The following is a 19,869-nucleotide window of genomic DNA, read 5'->3' on the forward strand; positions in this document are numbered from 1 at the left end:
CCCCCCGGTCAGCGCGGGTCCAGGCCCTCAAGCAACTGCGGCAGCTCCCCGCTGTGGATGACCCCGAGGCTCCTCGTCGCGCGGGTGAGTGCGACATAGAGGTCGTTGACGCCGCGGGAGTGCGCCGCGAGGATCTCCCTGGGCTCCACGACGAGAACCGCGTCGAACTCAAGTCCCTTGGCCTGGGCGGCCGTCATCAGGACGACGGGCGAATCCAGTGCCGACGGGTCGCCGGCGATCGTGACACCGTCCAACTCGGCCAGCGCGCCGATCAGTTCGTCCGGCCACTGCGGGGCGTGGATGACCGCCATCCGGCCGCCGTCCAGTGCCGCGATCTCCGCCTCGACGGCCGCGCGTAGCGCCGGTCCTCGGTCGTCCTCGGGGATCCGCAGGCTCCACGGCCGGACGCCGCCGCTGCGCACTGCGCGGGGGGCGGTGAGCGCCGGGTCGAGCGCCCGCAGGACGCCCTCGGTGACCTGCATGATCTCGGCCGGGGTGCGGTAGTTGACGGTGAGCTCCACCGTGCGCCAGCGTCCCGCCGTGTACTCGTCGAGCGCCTCGCCCCAGGAGCTCAGCCCGGCCGCCGCGCCGGTCTGCGCCAGGTCGCCCACGATGGTCATCGAACGGCCCGGGCAGCGGCGGGTCAGCAGTCGCCAGGCCATCGGGGACAGCTCCTGTGCCTCGTCCACGATCACGTGCCCGAAGCCCCAGGTCCGGTCCTCGGCCGCCCGCTCGGCCAGCGGGCGGAGCGTCTCCTCACCGCGGTACTGGCGCACCAGCATCTGCGCGTCCATCTCGACCAGCCCCACCCCGAAGTCTTCGAGGACCACCTTCGCGAATTCCAACTCCTCTTCCTCGGCCGCGAGTTCGGCCTTGCGGGAGCTGCTGCTGCCGGGCAGCGGGCCGAGCAGTTCGGCTGCCTCGTCGAGCAGCGGCACGTCGGCGGTGGTCCAGGCGACGGCGTCCTCACCCCGGCGCAGCAGTGCGGCGCGTTCGGCCTCGGAGAAGTCCGGCATGGCGCTCGCCAGCAGCTCCGGGGAGCCGAGCAGGGCGGTGAGCAGCTGCTCCGGGCTCAGCAGCGGCCACAGCTTCTCGGCCAGCGCCTGCACCTCAGGCTCGTCGACGAGCGCGTCGGCGAGGTTCGCCACGTCGTCCAGGTCCATCTCCCCGCCCCGGTCCCTGGCGATCCGCAGGGCCAGCTCGGAGGTGAGCCGCTCGACCAGGTCGGGGCGGGCCTGGTTGTGGGGTTCGCCGGTCCGGCGCGCGGCGGCGTGGGCCCGCTCGCACAGGGCCCGGCTGATCTCCAACTCCTCGTGGTAGGGCGACCTTCGGCCCACGGTGATGGTCAAGGAGTCCTCCGGCAGCTGCCGCAGGCCCTCCAGTGCGGCGACGAGGACCCGCGCCATCCGGGCGTCGCCCTTGACCGCGGCCGCCTCGGACGGCTCGGTGTCGGTCGCGGTCACGCCCGGGTAGAGCTCGCCGATGCTGCTCAGCACGACCTCGCTCTCGCCGAGCGCGGGGAGCACCTGATCGATATAGCGCAGGAACATCGTGTTCGGCCCGATGACCAGCACGCCGCGCTTGGCCAGCCGGTCGCGGTGGGTGTAGAGCAGGTACGCGGCGCGGTGCAGGGCGACCACCGTCTTCCCCGTCCCCGGACCACCCTGCACGACCAGGACGCCGCCGAGCGCGGAGCGGATGACCCGGTCCTGCTCGGCCTGGATGGTGGAGACGATGTCGCCCATCCGCCCGGTGCGGGCCGCCGTCAGGGAGGCGAGCAGGGCGGCCTCCCCGCTGAGCTCGGAACTGTCCCGGCCCTCCAGGGCGCCCACGCCGAAGGCGTCGTCGTCGAAGTCGACGACGGTCCGGCCCTTGCACCGCAGGTGCCGTCGCCCCGCCACACCGCCGGGCGCGGCGGGCGTCGCCCGGTAGAACGGCTCCGCGGCCGGCGCCCGCCAGTCGGTGAGGAGCGGCTCGTGCTCCTCGTCCGCCAGGGCGATCCGGCCGATGTACCGCCGCTCGCCGTCGGCGCTGTCGATCCGGCCGAAGCAGAGCCCGTACTCGGCGGCGTACAGCTCCGACAGCCGGTGGGTGTGGTGGATCTCCAGCGTGTCGCGCTCCATGCGGGACTGGCGGGTGCCGCCCTTGTCCTGGAGATGGAGCTCGCGCAGCCGGGTGGCCGCGAGTTCGCGCTGGGCTTCGAGGCGGTCGTACAACTGACCGACGTACGCGTTCTCCGCTCGCAGCTCGGCGGCCCGCCAGCCGCCGGAGGGCTGAGCGCCGTCGTCGCCCGGGTTGGTCGATGTGGGGTCCATGGGTGACTCGCTTTCGTGCAACACGCGTTCGGACTCCCGTTTGCGCAGGTCCTGGCCTCGGCCAACGATTCTGCGGCATGACCAGGGCCTTGCCGCAAGCCCCATGGTGCGCTATATCTTGGAAGTGGAGAGGAGTGGGTAATCTCAGGTAACCCCCTCTCCGTTGTCCGTTATGCGGGCTCCTGGTCCAAAGTGCGCAGAGCGCGGTCGCGTTGGAGCCACACCGCGGTGGCCGCGTACAGCGCGCCCGCCAGCAGGATCGCGGTGCGCGCGCCGGCGGAGTCGGCGAGCAGGCCGAAGAGCGAGGGGGCCAGCCAGCTGAGGCTGGAGCCGAAGAGCTGTGTGGCATTGCCGGTCTGCGCCTGAAGGTCGTCGGGGGTGATCCTGGTGGCCCGGACCTGGAAGACGATCACCGCCGGCATCACGGTGAAGGTACTGACCGCCCCCAGCACCGCCATCAGCCAGATCCAGGGGGCGAAGGCGATCCCCACCGCGCAGACCGGCAGCAGCCAGGAGGTGATCAGCACCCAGGCGCGCCCGCCGAGCAGTCCGGCCAGCCGCGGGCCGAGCAGTGAACCGCCCAGCCCGCACAGGGCGTTGACCGACACCATCGCGCCGACCTCGGTCGGGTCGGCGCCCCGGCTGCGGGCCAGCACGATCACCATCAGCAGCATCCCGGCGGCGACCGCGTTCACTGCCGCGCCCCAGAGTGCGTACATCCGCAGGTAGGGGTTGGCCAGGACGTAGCGGGTGCCGGCGGTGACCATCCGGCGCAACGGTTCGCGCGGCTCGCTCGGCTGGTCGGATGGTCGGCGCTCGGGGTCGAGCGAGCCGCGGACCAGGGCGGAGGTGATGGTGATCGCCCCGAAGGAGAGCGCGTCCAGGGCGAACGGGAGGGACTGCGCCACGCCGAAGAGCGCGCCGCCGACCGGTGGCCCGATCATCGCGGCGGCCTGGCCGCGGGCCTGGGTGAGCGCCATCGCGGCGGGCAGTTGGCCCGAGGGCACCACCCGGCGCACCGCGCCGCGCGCGGCCCCCATGAAGAAAGCCGAGGAGCACCCCTGCAGCATGCCGACCACCATCAGGTGCGGCAGCCAGATACGGTGTGCCAGCACGGCGGGCACCACGCTGGCCACGGCGAGCAGTTGCAGCGCCGAGGTGATCAGCATGATCCGCTTGCGAGGGTAGTGGTCGGCCACCACCCCGGCGGGCAGCAGCATCAGCAGGCTGCCGACCAGCGTGGCGCCGCCGACCAGGCCGGCCTTGGCCGCCGAGCCTGTGGTGCTCAGGACCAGCAGCGGGTAGCAGATGCCGGACACCTGGGTGCCCAGCGCGGACACCGCCTGCCCGCTCCAGAGCAGGTTGAAGTCGCGGTTGCGGTGCAGTGGTTGCTCGGTCGTCGGGTCCGCGGTCGGCTTCAGCACACGGTGGCCGGGGAGACGGTGACCGGGAAGTCGGAGAAGCCGCGCAGCACCGTGCCGCGCCGCACCGGGGCTCCGGCGGCGGCGAGTTGCGGGAAGCGGGCGAGCAACGCGGGGAAGAAGACCACCGCCTGCATCCGGGCCAGCGGCGCGCCCAGGCAGTGGTGCACCCCGCCGCCGAAGGAGAGCACCGAAGCGCCGGTGCGGGTGATGTCGAAGACGTCCGGGTCGGGGAAGGCGGCCGGGTCGCGGTTGGCGGCGCCCAGCATCAGCACCGCCTGCCGGCCGGCCGGCAGCGGCACCCCGCCGATCACCTGGTCCTCGCCGGCCACCCGGGCCATCGCCTGCACGGGTGTGTCGTAGCGCAGCATCTCCTCCACCGCGCCGCCGATCAGGCCCGGATCGGCGCGCAGCAGCGCCAGTTGCTCCGGGTGCGCCAGCAGGGCGGCGACGCCGTTGAGCAGCATGTCGACCATGCTCTCGATCGCGGCGCTGAAGACCAGGGTGAGGGTCTGCTCCAACTCGTCCTGGGTGAGCGGGCGTTCGTCCGCGCCCGGGTCCATGGCGGCGACCAGGGCGGAGGTGACGTCGTCGCGCGGGTCGGCGCGGCGGCGGGCGGCGAGCTCGCCGAAGTAGCCGGTCAGGGCTGCTCCGGCGCGGTCTATGACGTCCAGGTGGGCGTCCTTGCCGCCGCCGTCCACCGCGAGCCGCAGGCCCTCCAGGGGCTCGCGCAGGGCGGGTTGGTCCTCCTCGGGCACGCCGAGCACCTTGCCGATCACCGCGATCGGCAGGCCGGCGGCGAGCACCTCGTGCAGGTCGACGACGGCGCCGTCCTTGCCCTGCGCGGCGATGGTGTCCAGGACCCGTTCGGTGAGCGCGCCGACGTACGTGCGCAGCGCGGCGGCGCGGCGCTGGGTGAAGGCGCCGGCGACCAGGCGGCGCAGCCGGGTGTGGTCCGGCGGGTCCAGGAAGAGGAACGACTCGGTGGTGGCCCGCAGCCCGGGGTGCTCGCGCCAGTCGGGTCGGCGCTGGTCCATCCAGGCGGCGTTCTGCGCGTGGTAGCCGGGGTCGCGGGTGACGGCGACGCAGTCCTCGTAGCGGGTCAGCAGGACGCCGCTGGGGGTGGGGTGCACCGGGGAGAGCTCGCGCAGCCGCGCGTAGTGCGGGTACGGCTGGGCGATGCCCTCGGGAGTGCTCAGCGCGGCCAGCGCGTCGGCGAGCGCGGTCACCGGTTCTGCTCCTTTTCACCGAAGGCTTCCCGCAGTCGGCGGGCCGCGTGGTCGAGCGCCGTGCGCCCGCCGTCCAGCACGCCGGACATCGCGAAGAAGCCGTGCGCCATGCCGTCGTAGCGGGTGGCCTCCACCGCGACGCCGGACTCCCGCAGCCGCTCGGCGTACTGCTCGCCCTCGTCCCGCAGCGGGTCGAACTCGGCAGTGATGACGGTGGCTTCGGGCAGTCCGCCGAGGTCGTCGGCGCGCAGCGGGGAGGCCAGCGGGTTGCGGCCGTCCTCGGGGCGGGCCAGGTAGTGGCCCCAGTACCAGTCCATCGAGTAGCGGTTGAAGAGCAGCGGGTCGATGTTCTCGCGCCGCGAGGGGGTGTCGCAGAGGTGCTCGGTGACGGGATACACCAGCAACTGGTGGGCGAGCGCCGGGCCTTCGTGCTCCTTGGCGAGCAGCGTGACGGCGGCGGCGAGGTTGCCGCCGGCGCTGTCGCCGCCGACGGCCAGCCGGGCCGGGTCGATGCCCAGGCTCGCGGCGTGCTCGACCACCCAGCGCACGGTGGCCCAGCAGTCCTGCACGGCGGCCGGGAAGGGGTGTTCGGGGGCCAGCCGGTAGCCGACCGTCAGGGTGGTGCAGCCGACCGCGTTGGTCAGGCTGCGGCAGATGGCGTCGCTGGTGTCGATGCTGCCCAGCGTCCAGCCGCCGCCGAAGAAGTAGAGCAGCGCCGGGCGCGGCCCCTCGCCGGCCGGCCGGTAGACCCGCAGGTCGAGTTCGCCGCCGGGGCCGGGGATCCTCAACTCGCTGATCTGGGCGACCGGTTCCGGGTCTCCGGCGGCGGCGCGGATGTCGGCGAGGTCGGCGGCGCGGGCGCTCTCGACGGTGAGTTCGTACAGTGGAGGAGTCGCCGCCGCGGCGCGGCGCTCGCGCAGGGCCTGGACCTGTGGATCGAGTGGCATCGGGCTCTCCCATGAGGTACGCGTGGTGAGTTGGGGTATGGCAAGTGATCGTTGCCGCGCGCCGTCCGCTGCCAGGACACTACGGTGACCATGGACGCGGAGGCAACGGTCCGGGCTTAATTGATCAATCGTCAGCTCTCGACGCGACCGGCCCCACCGCCGCAGAATGACCCCTGCGCGATCACGGGAACCCCACATCGAGGAGGCTGACCGATGGGCGAGGACGACAGCGCCACCGAGGAACTGCTGGCACGGCTGGCCACCCCGCAGGGCCAGGCCGACCCCTACCCGGTCTACGCCCGACTGCGCGCGCTGGCGCCGGTCTGCCGCAGCCGGCGCGGGCAGATCTTCCTGACCGGCCACCAGGACTGCGTGGAGCTGGTGCGCAGCCCCGACTTCCGGGCCCAGGGGCCGGACTGGATGGACCGGGTCTCCCCCGGCTGGCGCGAGCGGCCCGGCAAGGTGGCCACCATCGAGGCGATGCTCTTCCGCGACCCGCCCGACCACACCCGGCTGCGCCGGCTGGTCAGCGGGGCGTTCACCGCCCGGCGGATGGCCGCGCTGCGCGAGGAGGTGGTGCGCCTGGCGGACGCCACCCTGGACGAGCTGGCCGACGCCGGCGCCGACGGCGGCACCCTCGACCTGCACGCGCTGCTCTCCCGCTCGCTGCCGGTCGCGGTGATCGGGACCCTGGTCGGCGTGCCCGAGCAGGACTGGGGACTGCTCCAGCAGTCCATGTCCGCGATGATGCAGGTGGTCGAACTGGCCGTGGACGAAGCCGCGTTGGCGGCCGCCGACCGCGGCGCCGAGACGCTGATGGACTACTTCGCGGCGCTGGTCGCCGACCGCCGCAAGGCGCCCACCGAGGACCTCGCCTCGGCGCTGGTCGCGGTGCGGGACGACAGCGGTAGGCAGGAGGGCGGCGGGCTCAGCGAGGCCGAGCTGCTGCAGACCCTGCTGCTGCTCTTCATGGCGGGCGTCGACACCATGGTGAACCACCTGGTCAACGGGACCGCCGCGTTCCTGGCCCACCCCGGGCAGGCCGCCCTGCTGCGCGCCGAACCGCAGTTGGCGCCCGGCGCGGTGGAGGAGGCGCTGCGCTACGACGCCCCGATCCAGATCCTGGCCCGGGTGGCCGGGCGGGACCTGGCGATCCGGGACACCGAGGTGGCCGCCGGCACGCTGGTGATCGGGCTGCTGGGAGCCGCCAACCGGGACCCGCAGCGGTTCCCCGAGCCCGACCGCTTCGACATCACCCGGCCGGGGACGGCGGCGGTCTCCTTCGGCGGCGGGATGCACTTCTGCCTGGGCGCGCCGCTGGCCCGGATCGAGTCGGCGGCCTTCTTCCCGGCGCTGCTGAACCGGTTCCCGCACCTGCGGCCGGCCGGCGAACCGGTGCGCCGCGGCATGGTGCTGCGCGGCTTCGCACAATTTCCGGTGGCGCTGCACTGAAAAGCCCTCCGCTGCATTCGATCAAGCCTGTGCCGATGACGATGTCCGATTCATCCATCTTGGCAGCGCGGCCATTCGCGGCTACCTTGAAATCGCTCCACGGAAATCCCTGTCAGAGTTCCAACGAATGGAGGCATGCTATGCGTGTTGCCGAGAGCAGCAACGTCGTCGAGGACTTCGTGGCCGAGGTGGCCGAGGACTTCGTCGCCGAGGTCACCGAGCGCGACTAATTCCTCCCAAGAGTTCCCTGGGCTGCTGTGCGGAGCTCTGCGGGGACTCTCGGCCGGGCCGGCGGGACCGAATCGACGATTCGGCTCCCGCCGGCCCGAGCCGTTCACCCGCCCGTTCACCGGCCCGATCACGAGCCGGGGCGGGCGCCCGTCACCAGGCCACCGGGAGCGCCAGCAGCGGGTGGATCAGGGCGCCCTGCGCGTACCGGGCGTCCTCGGGCGCGATGGCGAGGCGCAGCCCCGGGAAGCGGTCCACCAGGCCGCGCAGCGCGATCGACAGCTCCAGCCGGGCCAGCGGCGCGCCGGGGCAGAAGTGCGCGCCCAGGCCGAAGGTGAGGTGCGGATTGGGCGAGCGCCGCAGGTCGAAGCGCTCGGGATCGGGGAAGTGCCGCGGGTCCCGGTTGGCCCCCGGGATCGACACCTGGACGGCCCGACCGGCCTCGACGCTCCCGGCCGACAGCGCCGTCCGCTCGGTGCTGACCCGCAGGAAGGCGCCCTCGCTGGGCACGTCGAAGCGCAGCACCTCCTCGACCGCGGGGCCGATCAGCAGCGGGTCCGCGCGCAGTGCGGCGAACTGCTCGGGGAAGCGCAGCAGCGTGAAGACGCCCCGGGCCAGGGTGGCCGCGGTGTTCTCGTGGCCGCCGATCAGCAGCGCCGTGATCAGCTGGATCAGCTCCGCCTCGGAGAGCCGGTCCTCCTCGTCGCAGGCGGCCACCAGCAGGTCGACCAGGTCCTCGCCGGGCTTGCGGCGCCGCTCGGCCAGGAAGCCCCGGACATAGCCGAGGAACTCCCGGTTGGCCCGCAGCCGCTCCTCGGTGCCGGCCGGGTCGGTGGCGAAGAAGACGCCCGTCCAGTCGTGGAACAGCCGGTGGTCCTCGGCCGGCACGCCCATCAGCGCGCACATCACCGAGATCGGCAGCACCGCCGCGAAGTCCGCCACCAGGTCGGCGGGCGGCCCGGCGGCGGCGATCGCGTCCAGCAGGCCGTCCACGATCCGCTGGACCACCGGGCGCCAGACGGCCTCCTGGCTGGGGCTGAAGGCGCCCTGGATCACCTGGCGGAAGCGGCCGTGCTCCGGCGGGTCATGGTTGATGATCGCGTCCGGGTGGTCGGACATGTCGGCCTCGCTGACCATCCGCGGCGCCCCCGGGTAGCGCAGGTTGCGGCTGAAGCGGCGGTCCCGCAGCACCCGGGCGACGTCCTCGTACGCGACCACCAGGTGCGCGTGGTCCCCGCTCGGCAGGGTGACCTCCCCGAGCGGGCACTCCTCGCGGCGGCGCCGGTGCTGGCGCGAGGAGGTGCCGAACTCGTCCGGGTGCAGCGGGAAGGGAAAAGCATCGGGCTCAAGATCGGCCATCGTCTCCACCGGTTCTGGAATCATTGTGGACCTGGTATTCGGATCGGCGTTTCAGGGAAAACCGGGAATGGCCGCCAGCGCGATCCGGAACATATCCGGGCGCGAGCGGCTGCCTTGTGCATCCGGGAGTTCGGGTGCATTCTCCTCGGAGAGTAAGCGATGATTCAGCTCGTTCCGTTCAGCTCGTTCAGGGAGTGTTCTGATGGTGAATGTGCCGGCCCATCCCGGATTCCAACCGCTGGTCGAGATCTCGCCCGGCTCCGGGGACCCGCTGTTCTGTGTCCACCCCGCTGCCGGAATCGCCTGGGAGTACGCGGCGCTTGCCCCGCACCTGGCGCCCGGGCAGCGGGTGCTGGCCCTGCAGGCCGAGGGCCTGGCCGACCCCGGCCTGCTGCCGGAGTCCGTGGAGCGGATCGCCGAACGGTTCCTCGATCTGGTCCGGGCCGTCCAACCGCACGGCCCGTACGCCCTGTTGGGCTGGTCCTTCGGCGGGATCGTCGCGCACACCATGGCGGGGCGGCTGCAGGCGCAGGGCGAGCGGATCGCGCTGCTCGCCCTGCTCGACTGCTACCCCTACGACCCGGCCGACCCGGCGCAGGAGCCCACCGACCACGAGTACCTGACGACCCTGCTGGAGAACGCCGGGTGCGACCCGCAGCGGCTGGTCGCCCCCGACGGCCGCCCGCTGGACGAGGAGCGCGCCCGGGCCGTACTGCTGGGCCGCGGACACCTGCTGGACAGCCTGCCGGACGAACGGCTGGCGGCCCTGCTGCAGGTCTTCCTGCACAACGTGCGGCTGCGCCGGCGGTTCACCCCGGAGCTGTTCCGGGGTGACCTGCTCTTCGTCAAGGCGGCGCTGGAGCGCACCGCCCCGCTCAACTCGGCCGACGCCTGGCAGCCTTACACCACCGGCCGGATCGAGCGTCACGAGATCGACACCGAGCACCGGTTGATGATGCGCCGGGGCCCGGCCGCCGAGATCGGCCCGCTGGTGGCGGCCAGGCTGGTCACTGGGGTGCCAGGTCGGTAATCGTGCGACGCTGCGGGTCGCGGTCCACGTCGTAGTGCCGGGCCCGCAGCGTCAGCTTGTCGACCTTGTCCAGCGGTGTGCGGGGCAGCGACTCGACGAAATCGATGCCGCGCGGCGCGTGCAGCTCGCTCAGCTCCTGGTCGACCAGTTCGCGCAGCTCGTCGACGGTGACGGTGGCGCCCGGGACGGTCACCACGTAGGCGTGCACCACCTCGCCCCAGCCCGGGTCCGGCACCCCGATCACCGCCGCCTCGCGGACCTGCGGGTGGGCGGTCAGCACGTTCTCGATCGGCCGGGTGTAGACGTTCGCCGCACCCACGCTGGTGACCACCATGTCCTTCTTGCGGTCCACCAGGTAGAGGTAGCCGTCCTCGTCCAGGTAGCCGAGGTCGCCGGTGTGCAGGAAGCCGCCGGTGATGGTCTCCGCGGTGAACTCGGGCTGGTTCCAGTAGCCCGACATCACCAGCGAGCCCGCCACGCAGACCTCGCCGACCTCGCCGGTGGCGAGCACCTCGTCCTTCTCGCCGCGGATCTCGATCCGGGTGTCCGCGAACGGCTTGCCGGCCGAGGCCAGCCGCTGCGGGTGCTGCGGGTCGGCGGCCATGAACGGCTGGTCGGCGACCAGCGGCAGCTCGCTCAGCCCGTACACCGGGCGCATCACCGGCCCGAGCCGCTCGATCGCCTGAGCGAGCCGGGTGGGCGAGATCGGGCCGCCGCCGCAGTTGAGGTACCGCAGGCTGCTGAGGTCGGCGCCGTCCAGCAGCGGGCTGTCCAGCAGCTCGGAGAGCCGGGCCGGCGAGATGAAGACGCTGGTGAGCCGCTCGCGCTCGATGGTCTCCAGGAACGACGCCAGGTCCACGCCCTCGGCCAGGAAGACCGTGCCGTCCTCGGAGAGCGTCAGCAGCACCGGCATCTGGCCGCTGACGTGGACGAACCCGGTGGTGGACAGGTGGCGCATGCCCAGCTCGCCGATCGAGCGGTAGTACGCGGCGGCGGCCGACAATGCCAGGAAGAAGCGGTGCTCGTGGTGGACCAGCTTGGGCTGTCCGCTGGTGCCGCCGGTGTAGAAGAGCGAGGACGGCTCCGGGGTGTCGGCCGCGCGGACGAACTCCGGCTCGTCCTGCGGGGCGGGCTCCAGCAGGTCGGGGCCCTCCCCGCCCTGGCCGAGGCAGAGGATCTGCAACGGCTCCTCGCGCCGGGTGAGTTCCTCGGTGAGCCGCCCGCTGCGCTCCGGGTCGTAGATCAGCACCTCGACCTTGGCCAGCTCGATGAACTCCACCCGCTCGCGGTAGGGCGCGTAGCCCGCGATCCACACCGTGCGGCAGCCCAGCAGGTGCAGCGCGAGCTGCACCGCGATCGACTCGGGGCGGTTCTTCACCAGCATGGCGACGCCCGCACCGGGGCGCACCCCGTGCCGGCGCAGCGCGGACGCCAGATCCAGTACCAGCCTGCGCAGTTCGGTGTAGCTGAGCCTGCGCTCGCCGCAGACCACCGCCTCCTTCTCCCCGCAGGCGGCGAAGAGCTCCAGGGTCTGCTCGACGTAGTTGACGGTCATCAGGCCACTCCTTGTAGCGAGTTGAGTCAGGCGATGGAGTCGTGGATGGCGGTCCACAGGGCGAGCCGGGCCTCCAGCGCGGTGCGCACGGTGGCGGCGCAGGCCGACCACTTGGCGTCGTCGTCACCGCACAGGTCGATCAGCATCTGCATCGCCATCGGGGTGTGCTGCTCGCCGTCCACCTCGATGTGCCGGGCCAGGTAGTCCTTGAAGCTGCCCAACTGCCCCTGGGCGTCCTCGATCCCGATGACCTGCTGGAACATCTCCGGGATCAGGTCCTCGCGGCCGAAGGCGAAGGCGGCGGCCTGGCAGTGCACCGGGGCGCTCTCGATGATGTCCCAGGTGACGGCCACGAAGTCGGCGGCGGCCTGCGGAGCGGCGGCGAGCTTGAGCGCCTCGGTCACCGCCCTGCCCTCGCGCAGCTGCTCCACGAAGGCGAGGATCGGCGCGGTGTCCGCCCCGGACTGCGTCATGCCGGCGAGGTAGAGCTCGAAGTGGCTGATGAAGCCCTCACCGAACTCGTCGCTCTCCTCCACCAGCACGATGTCGTTGATCAGCCGGCGGCTGGCGGTCGGGCCGCTCGGCACCCAGGGCAGCGAGATGCAGGTGAGGCTGCGCTGCAGGCTCTTGAGCAGCGACATGAAGTCCCAGACCGCGAAGACGTGGGTCTGCTGGAAGCCGCGGACGGCCTCCAGGCTGTCCAGCCGCCGGTACATCGGGTGGCTGAGGACGGCACGGCGGGCCGGGTCGATGGCCTGCTGCAGCGCGGCGAGTCCGGGGTGCTGACGGTCCCAGTGGTAGCGGTTGGTGCTCATCGAATTCTCCTTGCCGGATGGGGAGTTCAGGACAGGACGGCGCGTACGGCGTCCCGCAGTTGCGCCCGGCCGGGCTGCACGGCGCGGTCCAGGCCGAGGGCGAACGGGAGGACGGCGCCGTCCGGGCGGGTGATCCGGCGCGGCAGGGCGCGCAGCCGGTGGCCCTGCTCGGCGACGGTGGCGATCACCTCGGCGCCCAGGCCGCACATCCGGTTGGAGTCGTCGATGACCACCAGCCGTCCGGTGCGGGCCAGCGAGGCGGCCAGCGCCGGCCAGTCGAAGGGGTAGAGGGAGCGCGGGTCGAAGACCTCCACCGAGATCTCACCCGCCAACTCCTCGGCCACCGCCAGCGCGTCGTGCACCAGGTGCCCCGCGGCGACCACCGTGACGTCCTCGCCCGGGCGGTGGATCCGGGCCGAGCCGATCGGCACCGGCGCCAGCTCGGTGGTGACGTCCTCGCGCACGCCCAGCGCGCCCGCCGGGGCGAACAGCACCACCGGGTCCGGGTCGCGGATCGCCGAGACCAGCAGGCCGTAGGCGTCGGTGGGCGTGGCCGGGAGCAGGGTCTTGACCCCGACGTGGGCGAAGAGGCTGTACGGGTGGTCGGAGTGCTGGCCCGCCCAGCCGTCGCGCGAGCCCGAGCCCGGCACCACATAGGTGACCGGGGCAGCGATCTGACCACCCGTCATCAGTGAGATCTTGTGTGCCTGGTTGGCGATCTGCTCGAAGACCAGGAAGAGCAGCGAGGGGATCTGGAACTCCACCACCGGTCGCATCCCGGTCAGCGCCGCGCCCAGCGCCAGCGAGGTGAACGCCTGCTCGGAGAGTGGGGTGTCCACCACGCGGTCGGCGCCGAATCGGGCCTGCAGGCCGGGGGTGAGGCCGGACAGGCCCGCGCCGACGTCCTCGCCGAACACGCAGACCGCCGGGTCGCGGGCCAACTCGTCGGCGAGCGCCCGGTTCAGAGCCTTGGCATAGGAGAGCTTGGTCACCGCGGGGCTCCTGCCCTGGGCCGCAGCCCGTCGGCGTAGAGGTGGTCGAGCGCGCCGGCCGGGTCGGGGTGCGCCCCGGCGAGCGCGAACCGCACCGCCTCGGCGATCAGTTGGGCGATCTCCTGGTCGACTTCCGCGCGCTGCACGGGATCCAGGCCGCAGAGCTCCAGTGGATCGCGCTGCCGCCAGGAGTCGATCTCCTCCGCTGTGCGGTAGTTGACCCTGACCCGGCGCTCCATGGTGTGGTGTCCCTCGAAGCGGTACGTCCGGCACTCCAGGAAGGACGGCCCGGCGCCGGAGCGCGCGCGGACCACCGCCTGCTCGGCGGCGGCGCGCACGGCCGCGACGTCCATGCCGTCCACCTCCTGGGCGGGGATGCCGAAGGCGGCGGCGCGGCCCAGCGCCGATCCCGCGACGCCGTCGCGCACCGCCAGCGTGGTGGCGTAGCCGTTGTTCTCGCAGACGAAGAGCACCGGCAGCCGCCACAGCGCGGCCAGGTTCATCGCCTCGAGCAGCACGCCCTGGTTGAGTGCGCCATCGCCGAAGAAGGTCGCCACCACCCGGTCGGAGCCCTGCCGCAGCGCCGCCCAGGCGGCGCCGGCCGCGATCGGCGCGCCGGCGCCGACGATGCCGTTGGCGCCCAGGATGCCGAGCGAGAGGTCGGCGGCGTGCATCGAGCCGCCGCGGCCCTTGTTGAGGCCGCTCTCGCGGCCGGCCAACTCGGCCAGCATCCGCCGTGGATCGGCGCCCTTGGCCAGCACATGGCCGTGCCCGCGGTGGGTGCTGGTCAGCTGGTCGTCGGCGCGCAGCGCGGCGCAGACGCCGACGGCGACCGCCTCCTGCCCGATGTACGGGTGGATGCCGCCGACGATCTCGCCGGACCTCACCAGGGCCAGCGCCTGCTCCTCGAAGGAGCGGATCAGGCGCATGCCCCGGTAGTGCAGCGCAGCTTCGGGTGTGGTCACCGCGCGTCCTGCCAGAGCGTCGGGCACCACGCCGGGTCGGCGTAGTCGGGCCGGTCGTCCTCGGTCCGGCGCACCAGGACGTCGTGGTTGTAGACGACCTGGGTGCCGTCGGGCTTGCGGTACGGGCGCCACTGGTTGGCGCCGTCCTGCAGGTGCAGCGAGATCGCCCGGCGCGGGCGCGCGGAGACGTTGGCGCCGCTGCCGTGGTAGGTGCGGCAGTGGTGGAAGCTCACGTGCCCCGCCGGGATCACCACCGGCACCTTGCGCACCTCGGTGCCGTTGAAGCGGGCGGTCTCGGCGAGGATCTCCTCCAGCTCGCGGCGGTCGCGGTCGGCGAAGTGGCGGGTGGAGTCGTCACCCGCGATCTCCTTCCACAGGTGGCTGCCGTCCACCATGGTGATGGTGCCCATCTCCTCGTCGCAGCGGTGGAAGGGCACGAACGCGGTGAGCATCTGCTCCGAGCTGCAGGTCTGCCAGTAGTGGCGGTCGCAGTGCCAGGGCACCAGGTTGCTGGGCTCCTGCGGGCGCGGCGGCTTGAGGATCAGGGTGGACTGGAAGACCCGGATCTCCCGCGCCTGCGCGAGCCGGGCGGCGACCGCGCCCAGCAGCGGCCGGCAGAGCACCCGGGCGATCGCCTCGTCCTGGTAGTGGATGTAGTCGTTGTGGCGCTGCACGTCGCCGTCCGCGCCTTGCCAGTCGGCCAACCGCGGCGGCCGCAGCGGCAGTTGGCGGTCGCGCTCACCGGCGTAGAAGCGCTCGCTCGCCGACTCCAGGATCGCCAGGTCCTCGTCGCTCAGCAGGCGCTGGGAGAGATACCAGCCGTGTTCGGCGTAGAAGCGGACGTCCTGCGGTGTGGGGAGCAACTGCTGCTCCGCCTCGGTCAGGGTGAACTCACCAGGGTGCGACACGATTTCACCTTTCTCCTGCCGTTGAGACCTGGCCGGCGTCGGAGCGGTCCTCGGTACGCTCGACGGCCTCGTAGAGCGCCCTGATGTTGGCGCTGCCGAAGGTCAGCGCGCCGCGGCGGTCGATGACCTCCAGGAAGAGGGTGCGCCGCGGGTGGGTCGAGCTGGTGAAGATCTGGAAGAGCTGGCCGCCGTGGTCCTGGTCGACCAGGATGTTCAGCCGGCGCAGCGTCTCAAGACCGATCACCGGGACGGCGCCGTCGCCCAGCCGCTGCTGGAGCTGGTCGTAGTAGCCGGCGGGGGTGTCGAGGAAGCGCACGCCCTGCTTCTCGAAGGTCTCCACGGCGAGCGCGATGTCCTCGCTGCGGAAGGCCAGATGCTGCACCCCGGCGCCCTGGTGGCTCTCCAGGAAACCGTCGATCTGGCCGGGCGCGCGGGTGGTGTCCGGCTCGATCAGCGTGAAGGTGACGCCGCCGGACGGGCTCTGCACGACGATCGAGTCCATCGCCTGCTCGCCGACCTGGATGTACTCGGTGAAGATCTGCCGCATGCCGAGCGCCTGCTCCATGAAGCGGGCCGTGCCGGCCAGCTCACCGGCCGGTACGCAGATCGCGACGTGGTCCAACTCGACCAGCAGGCCGGCTGGTTCGGTCTGAGGCGGCGGGGCCGCGCGTTCGACGAATCTCAACTCCACGTCGCCGAAGCCGCGCACCGCCGCGGTGACCACCCGGACGCCGTCCTCCTGGTGGGCCACCGGGTCGCGCAGCGGGACGGCTCCGGCCGCCAGGGCCGTCCGGAAGGACTCGGCCGCGTCGTCGCAGCCGACCGCGATCGCTGCCACGCCGTCGCCGTGCCGGGCGACGAACTCGGCCACCGGGTCGGCTGGTTCACTCACCTCACCGGTCTTTTCGGCGGACATGAACAGCAGCCGGATGTCCCCCCTGGTGCAGCAGCACCGCCTGCCGACCGGCCGGGAGGGCGGCCGCTCCCGGACAGCGCCCGGTGCGGAATCCGAAGGCTGCGGCCAGCTCGCCGGCCGCCTCGACGGCGTTCGCCACGTGGAACTCGACATGGTCGATCCGATGGATGCTCATGCTGCGTTGACCGTCCTCTGCGGGGGCTCTGCCGGCTGTCTCAGGCGGTGCGCTGTCATGGGAGTCGGGGGTCCTGGGCCACGGCGGCGTCCCGTGCCGCCCTGCTGCTCGGGGCGGCGAAGACCAGGCTGACGTTGTGCCCGCCGAAGGCGAAGGAGTTGGAGAGCACCGCGCGTACGGGCAACTGCCGTGCCGTGCCCCGGACATGGTCGAGCTCGCAGGCCGGGTCCGGCTCGTCCAGGTTGAGCGTGGGCGGCACCACCCCCGCCGAGAGCGCCAGGACGGCGACCACCGCCTCCACCGCCCCGCCGGCGCCCAGCAGATGCCCGGTGGCGCCCTTGGTGGAGCTGACCGCCGGGCCCTGCTCGCCGAAGACCGCGCGCAGCGCGGTGGCCTCCGCCAGATCGCCCAACCTGGTCCCGGTGCCATGGGCGTTGACGTAGTCGACGTCGGCCGGCGCGAGCCCGGCGGAGGCCAGCGCCGCCCGCATGGAGTCGACGGCGCCCTCGCCGTCCGGGCGCGGGGTGGTCGGGTGGTGGGCGTCGGTGGAGGCGCCCCAGCCGAGCAGGTCGGCATGACCGCGGGCGCCACGGGCGTCCGCGTGCTCGGTGCGCTCCACCACCAGCACCGCGCTGCCCTCGCCGAGCACGAAGCCGTTGCGACGCCGGTCGAAGGGCCGGCTGGCCTGCGTCGGATCCTGCCAACCGCTGGACAGCGCACGGGCGTTGGTGAAGGCGGCGGCGATCGTCGGGTGCAGCGAGGACTCCGCCGCGCCGCACACCACCACATCGGCCTCGCCGCCCCGGATCAGCCGCAGCGCCTCGGCGATCGACTGGGCACCCGCCGAGCAGGCCGTCACGATGGCCGAACTGTAGCCTCGGATACCGTACTTGATGGCGATCCGGGCGGCTCCCATATTGGAGAGCATGCCGGGCAGCAGATACGGGCTGACGCCGGTGCGGCCGCGCTCCAGGCGCCGGTGCGAGTGCTGCTCGAAGGTCTGCAGCCCGCCGCCGCCGGTGGAGACCACCACGGCGACCCGGCGCGGGTCCACATCCCGGCCCACCACCAGGCCAGCGTCGGCGAGCGCGTCGTCGGCCGCCGCGAGGGCGAGCAGCACGAAGCGGTCGGCCGCCTTGGTCTCGGTGCGCGGCAGCACCTCCAGCGGGTCGATCCAGGGGGCGATCCCGGCGCTCTCCAGCCAGCCGCCGACCGCGTGGTCCTCCGGCGGGCGGCACAGCCCGGAGCGGCCGGCCAGCAGCGCCTCGTAGAAGTCGGCCGGCTTGCGGCCCAGCGGCGTCACCAGGCCGATGCCGGTGACCACCGCGCCGGGGCGGGCGGCGGCGCTCACCGGGCGACCTCGGCGGCGAGGGCCGCCAGGTGGCGTTCACGCAGCAGCACCTTGCGGACCTTGCCGGTGGGCCCGAGCGGGATGGCGGCGTCCTCGACCGCGATCACCTGGCGCACCGTTGCGGCCACCGCGTCCTCCAGTGCGGCCCGTACCTCCTTGCCGCGATCGCGCTCGCGGTCGGCGCCGGCGGCGAGTTGCAGCAGCACGTCGGTGATCACCCGCTCGCCGTCGCGCACCGCCACCACCGTGCAGTCCAGCACGTCCGGGCAGCCCACCAGCACCCGCTCCTCGGACATCGCGGTGTGCAGGCGCCGGCCACCGCCGAGGTCGACCGAGTCCACCGCGCGGTCCACGTGGTAGTAGTAGCCCTCCTCGTCGCGGTACATCAGGTCGCCGGTGAGGAAGTAGCCGCGCACCCGGGTGCGGTAGGTGCTCGCCGAGTCGTTCCAGTAACCCACCGCCAGGGTGGGCGACCTGGTACCCAACTCCCCTACCTGGTACGGCTCCAGTGGCTCGCCCGCAGGATCCAGGACGGCGCAGTCGACAAACGGGTGCGGCTTGCCCACGCAGCGCCCGTAGCGGTCGGTGTCCGAGGTGTGGGTGAGGTGGAAGTGCGAGTGGCCCATCTCGGTGGAGCCCAGGCCGTCCACGAAGACCGAACCGGGCACGCGTCGGCGCTCGCGGCCCACCATCGCCTCATGGCTGCCCTGGGCGATCAGGTGGCGGATGTGCGTCTCATGGGCGCAGTCCCCGGTGTTCCACCAGAGCGCCACCGAGGAGAGGTCGCGCGCGGACAGGTCGTGCCTGGCCAGGTCCGACCAGGTCGCGGCGAAGCCGAACACCCCGTGCGGGCGCTGGAGTTCGATCGCGGCCAGCACGTCGGAGCCGGTCTGGCCGGACAGGAAGGCGATCTCGGCCTGCGAGCTGAGCGCCAGGTTGAGGGCGATCAGGGTGGCGGCGTGCGCGGCGGGCAGCGCGCTGAGCATCCGGTCCGAGCCCTGCGGGCGGGGCAGCGCGAGGCGGTAGCGGATCGCCGCGTACAGGCTGCTGTGCGAGTGCAGCACCGCCTTGGGCAGGCCGGTGGTGCCCGAGGAGTGGGTGATCGCCACCGGGTCCTCGGGAGCGTGGCGGTAGGCGGGCGGCGCGGCGTCCGGGTCGGCGGCGCCGAGGGTGGCGATATCGGGCAGCAGCGGTGTGCCGGTGTCCTGGGCGGCGAGTTCGGCGCGGTGCCGCTCATCGGCCAGCAGGCCGACCGCGGTCAGCTTCCGGATGTAGCGGGCCGCCTTCTCCGGCTCCAGCCGGGGGTTGAGCAGCGCGGGGATCGCTCCGAGCCGGGTCAGCGCGAGGAAGGCGAGCACCGTGTCGGCGGCGGCGTCGGCGTGCACCACCACCGGGTCGCGCGGGCGGATCCCGGCGGCGGCCAGCGCGGCCGCTCGGGCCCGCACCAGGCGGTCCAACTCCCTTACGGTGAGCGGCTCCCAGGCGGCCATGCCATCGATCTCGGTGTCGAAGGACAGCAGCGGCTGGTCCAGGCCGACGCCGAGGGCCATCCGGGCGGGGAGCACGTTCCCGGCGCCGGTCTCCGGATCGGCGGCGAGCCTGGCGCGGATCTGACGGACGCTCATGAGCGCTGGTCCCTTCCTTCACTGGTCATCGGTCTTCGGGGCGCGGTCGCGGTCATACCTGGTTCGGCTGGGCCCACCAGCAGGGCGACGGCATGGTCGGTGTCCCCCGCCGCCCGGCCCTGGTCGGCCACCACGACCAGGACCTCGTCCGCGTCGCCGTCCGCGATCAGCAGGGCCGCGCAGCCCAGCGCGTCCGCGAGGACGGACTGCGGCCCGTCGCCGGGCGGAGCCGTGCACACCACCGGACCGCACAGCCCCCAGCGGGCGGCGACATGCCCGGCCACGGCATTGGGGTTGGACTGGTAGAAGAGCAGCGGGGCGACCGGGCGGCCCTCGGCCAGCGCGGCCGCGACCAGCTCCGGCGTCACCGTGTCGCCGCGCACGCTGGCCAGCAGCACCCCGGTGCGCTCGGGGCGTCGGGCGGGCCGCTCGCGCAGGCAGCGGTCGGCCACCTCGGCGACCAGCGGGCTGAAGCCGGAGAGGATGAACCCGGGCACGGGGGTCACGGTGTCCTGCGGGCCGGTCGGCCAGTGCGCGCTCACCAGCACGACCAGGCCCTTGGCGCCGGCCTCAGTCACGAGATCAG

At 72.9% G+C, this 19,869-nt stretch carries 17 protein-coding genes; 2 read left to right on the top strand and 15 right to left on the bottom strand.

Annotated elements, in window-relative coordinates; translation table 11 throughout:
- Positions 1-8 precede the first annotated feature (8 nt).
- The 4 genes from P3T34_RS07995 to P3T34_RS08010 form a co-directional block, all read right to left on the bottom strand.
- The gene (locus P3T34_RS07995; RefSeq protein ID WP_280665295.1) at positions 9-2,315 is read right to left on the bottom strand and encodes an ATP-binding domain-containing protein; all 2,307 of its coding nucleotides are present in this window, start codon (positions 2,313-2,315) and stop codon (positions 9-11) included.
- A gap of 170 nt (positions 2,316-2,485) precedes the next feature.
- Positions 2,486-3,739, bottom strand: coding sequence for an MFS transporter (locus P3T34_RS08000; protein ID WP_280665296.1), 1,254 nt, complete (start codon positions 3,737-3,739; stop codon positions 2,486-2,488).
- Positions 3,733-4,965, bottom strand: a complete 1,233-nt coding sequence (locus P3T34_RS08005) for a cytochrome P450 (protein WP_280665297.1) — start codon at positions 4,963-4,965, stop codon at positions 3,733-3,735. Before P3T34_RS08005 ends, P3T34_RS08000 begins: the two co-directional genes overlap by 7 nt.
- Complete coding sequence (locus tag P3T34_RS08010; protein WP_280665298.1) at positions 4,962-5,912, bottom strand: alpha/beta hydrolase; 951 nt, start codon at positions 5,910-5,912, stop codon at positions 4,962-4,964. The genes P3T34_RS08005 and P3T34_RS08010 overlap by 4 nt, the downstream gene beginning before the upstream one ends.
- Before the next feature lie 213 nt (positions 5,913-6,125).
- On the opposite strand from P3T34_RS08010, the gene P3T34_RS08015 reads away from it, so the two are divergent.
- Positions 6,126-7,364, top strand: a complete 1,239-nt coding sequence (locus P3T34_RS08015; RefSeq protein WP_280665299.1) for a cytochrome P450 — start codon at positions 6,126-6,128, stop codon at positions 7,362-7,364.
- Between the two features lie 381 nt (positions 7,365-7,745).
- On the opposite strand, the gene P3T34_RS08020 is transcribed toward P3T34_RS08015, so the two are convergent.
- Positions 7,746-8,975 (bottom strand): cytochrome P450, encoded by a 1,230-nt coding sequence (locus P3T34_RS08020; RefSeq protein ID WP_280665300.1) that lies wholly within the window; start codon positions 8,973-8,975, stop codon positions 7,746-7,748.
- A gap of 178 nt (positions 8,976-9,153) precedes the next feature.
- Between P3T34_RS08020 and P3T34_RS08025 the strand changes: the two genes are divergently transcribed.
- Positions 9,154-9,981 (top strand): alpha/beta fold hydrolase, encoded by an 828-nt coding sequence (locus tag P3T34_RS08025; RefSeq protein WP_280665301.1) that lies wholly within the window; start codon positions 9,154-9,156, stop codon positions 9,979-9,981.
- Here P3T34_RS08025 and P3T34_RS08030 read toward each other — a convergent pair.
- From P3T34_RS08030 to P3T34_RS08075, 10 genes are read right to left on the bottom strand one after another with little or no spacing between them, the layout of a single operon-like run.
- Positions 9,959-11,536: an AMP-binding protein gene (locus tag P3T34_RS08030; protein ID WP_280665302.1), complete on the bottom strand. Its 1,578-nt coding sequence runs from the start codon at positions 11,534-11,536 to the stop codon at positions 9,959-9,961. The genes P3T34_RS08025 and P3T34_RS08030 overlap by 23 nt on opposite strands.
- A 26-nt stretch (positions 11,537-11,562) precedes the next feature.
- Entirely contained in the window at positions 11,563-12,351 is a 789-nt protein-coding gene (locus P3T34_RS08035; protein ID WP_280665303.1) for a DUF3050 domain-containing protein, read from the bottom strand.
- A 26-nt stretch (positions 12,352-12,377) separates the two neighbouring features.
- Positions 12,378-13,343, bottom strand: coding sequence for a transketolase C-terminal domain-containing protein (locus P3T34_RS08040; protein WP_280665304.1), 966 nt, complete (start codon positions 13,341-13,343; stop codon positions 12,378-12,380).
- Positions 13,340-14,308 (bottom strand): thiamine pyrophosphate-dependent dehydrogenase E1 component subunit alpha, encoded by a 969-nt coding sequence (locus P3T34_RS08045; protein WP_280665305.1) that lies wholly within the window; start codon positions 14,306-14,308, stop codon positions 13,340-13,342. Before P3T34_RS08045 ends, P3T34_RS08040 begins: the two co-directional genes overlap by 4 nt.
- Positions 14,305-15,216, bottom strand: coding sequence for a phytanoyl-CoA dioxygenase family protein (locus tag P3T34_RS08050; protein WP_280665306.1), 912 nt, complete (start codon positions 15,214-15,216; stop codon positions 14,305-14,307). The genes P3T34_RS08045 and P3T34_RS08050 overlap by 4 nt, the downstream gene beginning before the upstream one ends.
- 4 nt (positions 15,217-15,220) lie before the next feature.
- Positions 15,221-16,108: a 4-hydroxyphenylpyruvate dioxygenase gene (gene hppD, locus P3T34_RS08055; RefSeq protein WP_280665307.1), complete on the bottom strand. Its 888-nt coding sequence runs from the start codon at positions 16,106-16,108 to the stop codon at positions 15,221-15,223.
- 1 nt (position 16,109) lies between these two features.
- Positions 16,110-16,307 carry a hypothetical protein gene (locus P3T34_RS08060; protein WP_280665308.1) on the bottom strand — a complete coding sequence of 66 codons (198 nt, stop codon included), beginning with the start codon at positions 16,305-16,307 and terminating at the stop codon, positions 16,110-16,112.
- Positions 16,308-16,362: 55 nt separating this feature from the next.
- Positions 16,363-17,658 carry a beta-ketoacyl-[acyl-carrier-protein] synthase family protein gene (locus tag P3T34_RS08065; protein ID WP_280665309.1) on the bottom strand — a complete coding sequence of 432 codons (1,296 nt, stop codon included), beginning with the start codon at positions 17,656-17,658 and terminating at the stop codon, positions 16,363-16,365.
- Positions 17,655-19,283 (bottom strand): class I adenylate-forming enzyme family protein, encoded by a 1,629-nt coding sequence (locus P3T34_RS08070; RefSeq protein ID WP_280665310.1) that lies wholly within the window; start codon positions 19,281-19,283, stop codon positions 17,655-17,657. Before P3T34_RS08070 ends, P3T34_RS08065 begins: the two co-directional genes overlap by 4 nt.
- A complete protein-coding gene (locus tag P3T34_RS08075) occupies positions 19,280-19,861 on the bottom strand; it encodes a beta-ketoacyl synthase chain length factor (protein WP_280665311.1) in 582 nt (193 codons plus the stop codon). Before P3T34_RS08075 ends, P3T34_RS08070 begins: the two co-directional genes overlap by 4 nt.
- Between the last annotated feature and the right edge of the window lie 8 nt (positions 19,862-19,869).

Source organism: Kitasatospora sp. MAP12-44 (genome assembly GCF_029892095.1).
Classification (GTDB): domain Bacteria; phylum Actinomycetota; class Actinomycetes; order Streptomycetales; family Streptomycetaceae; genus Kitasatospora.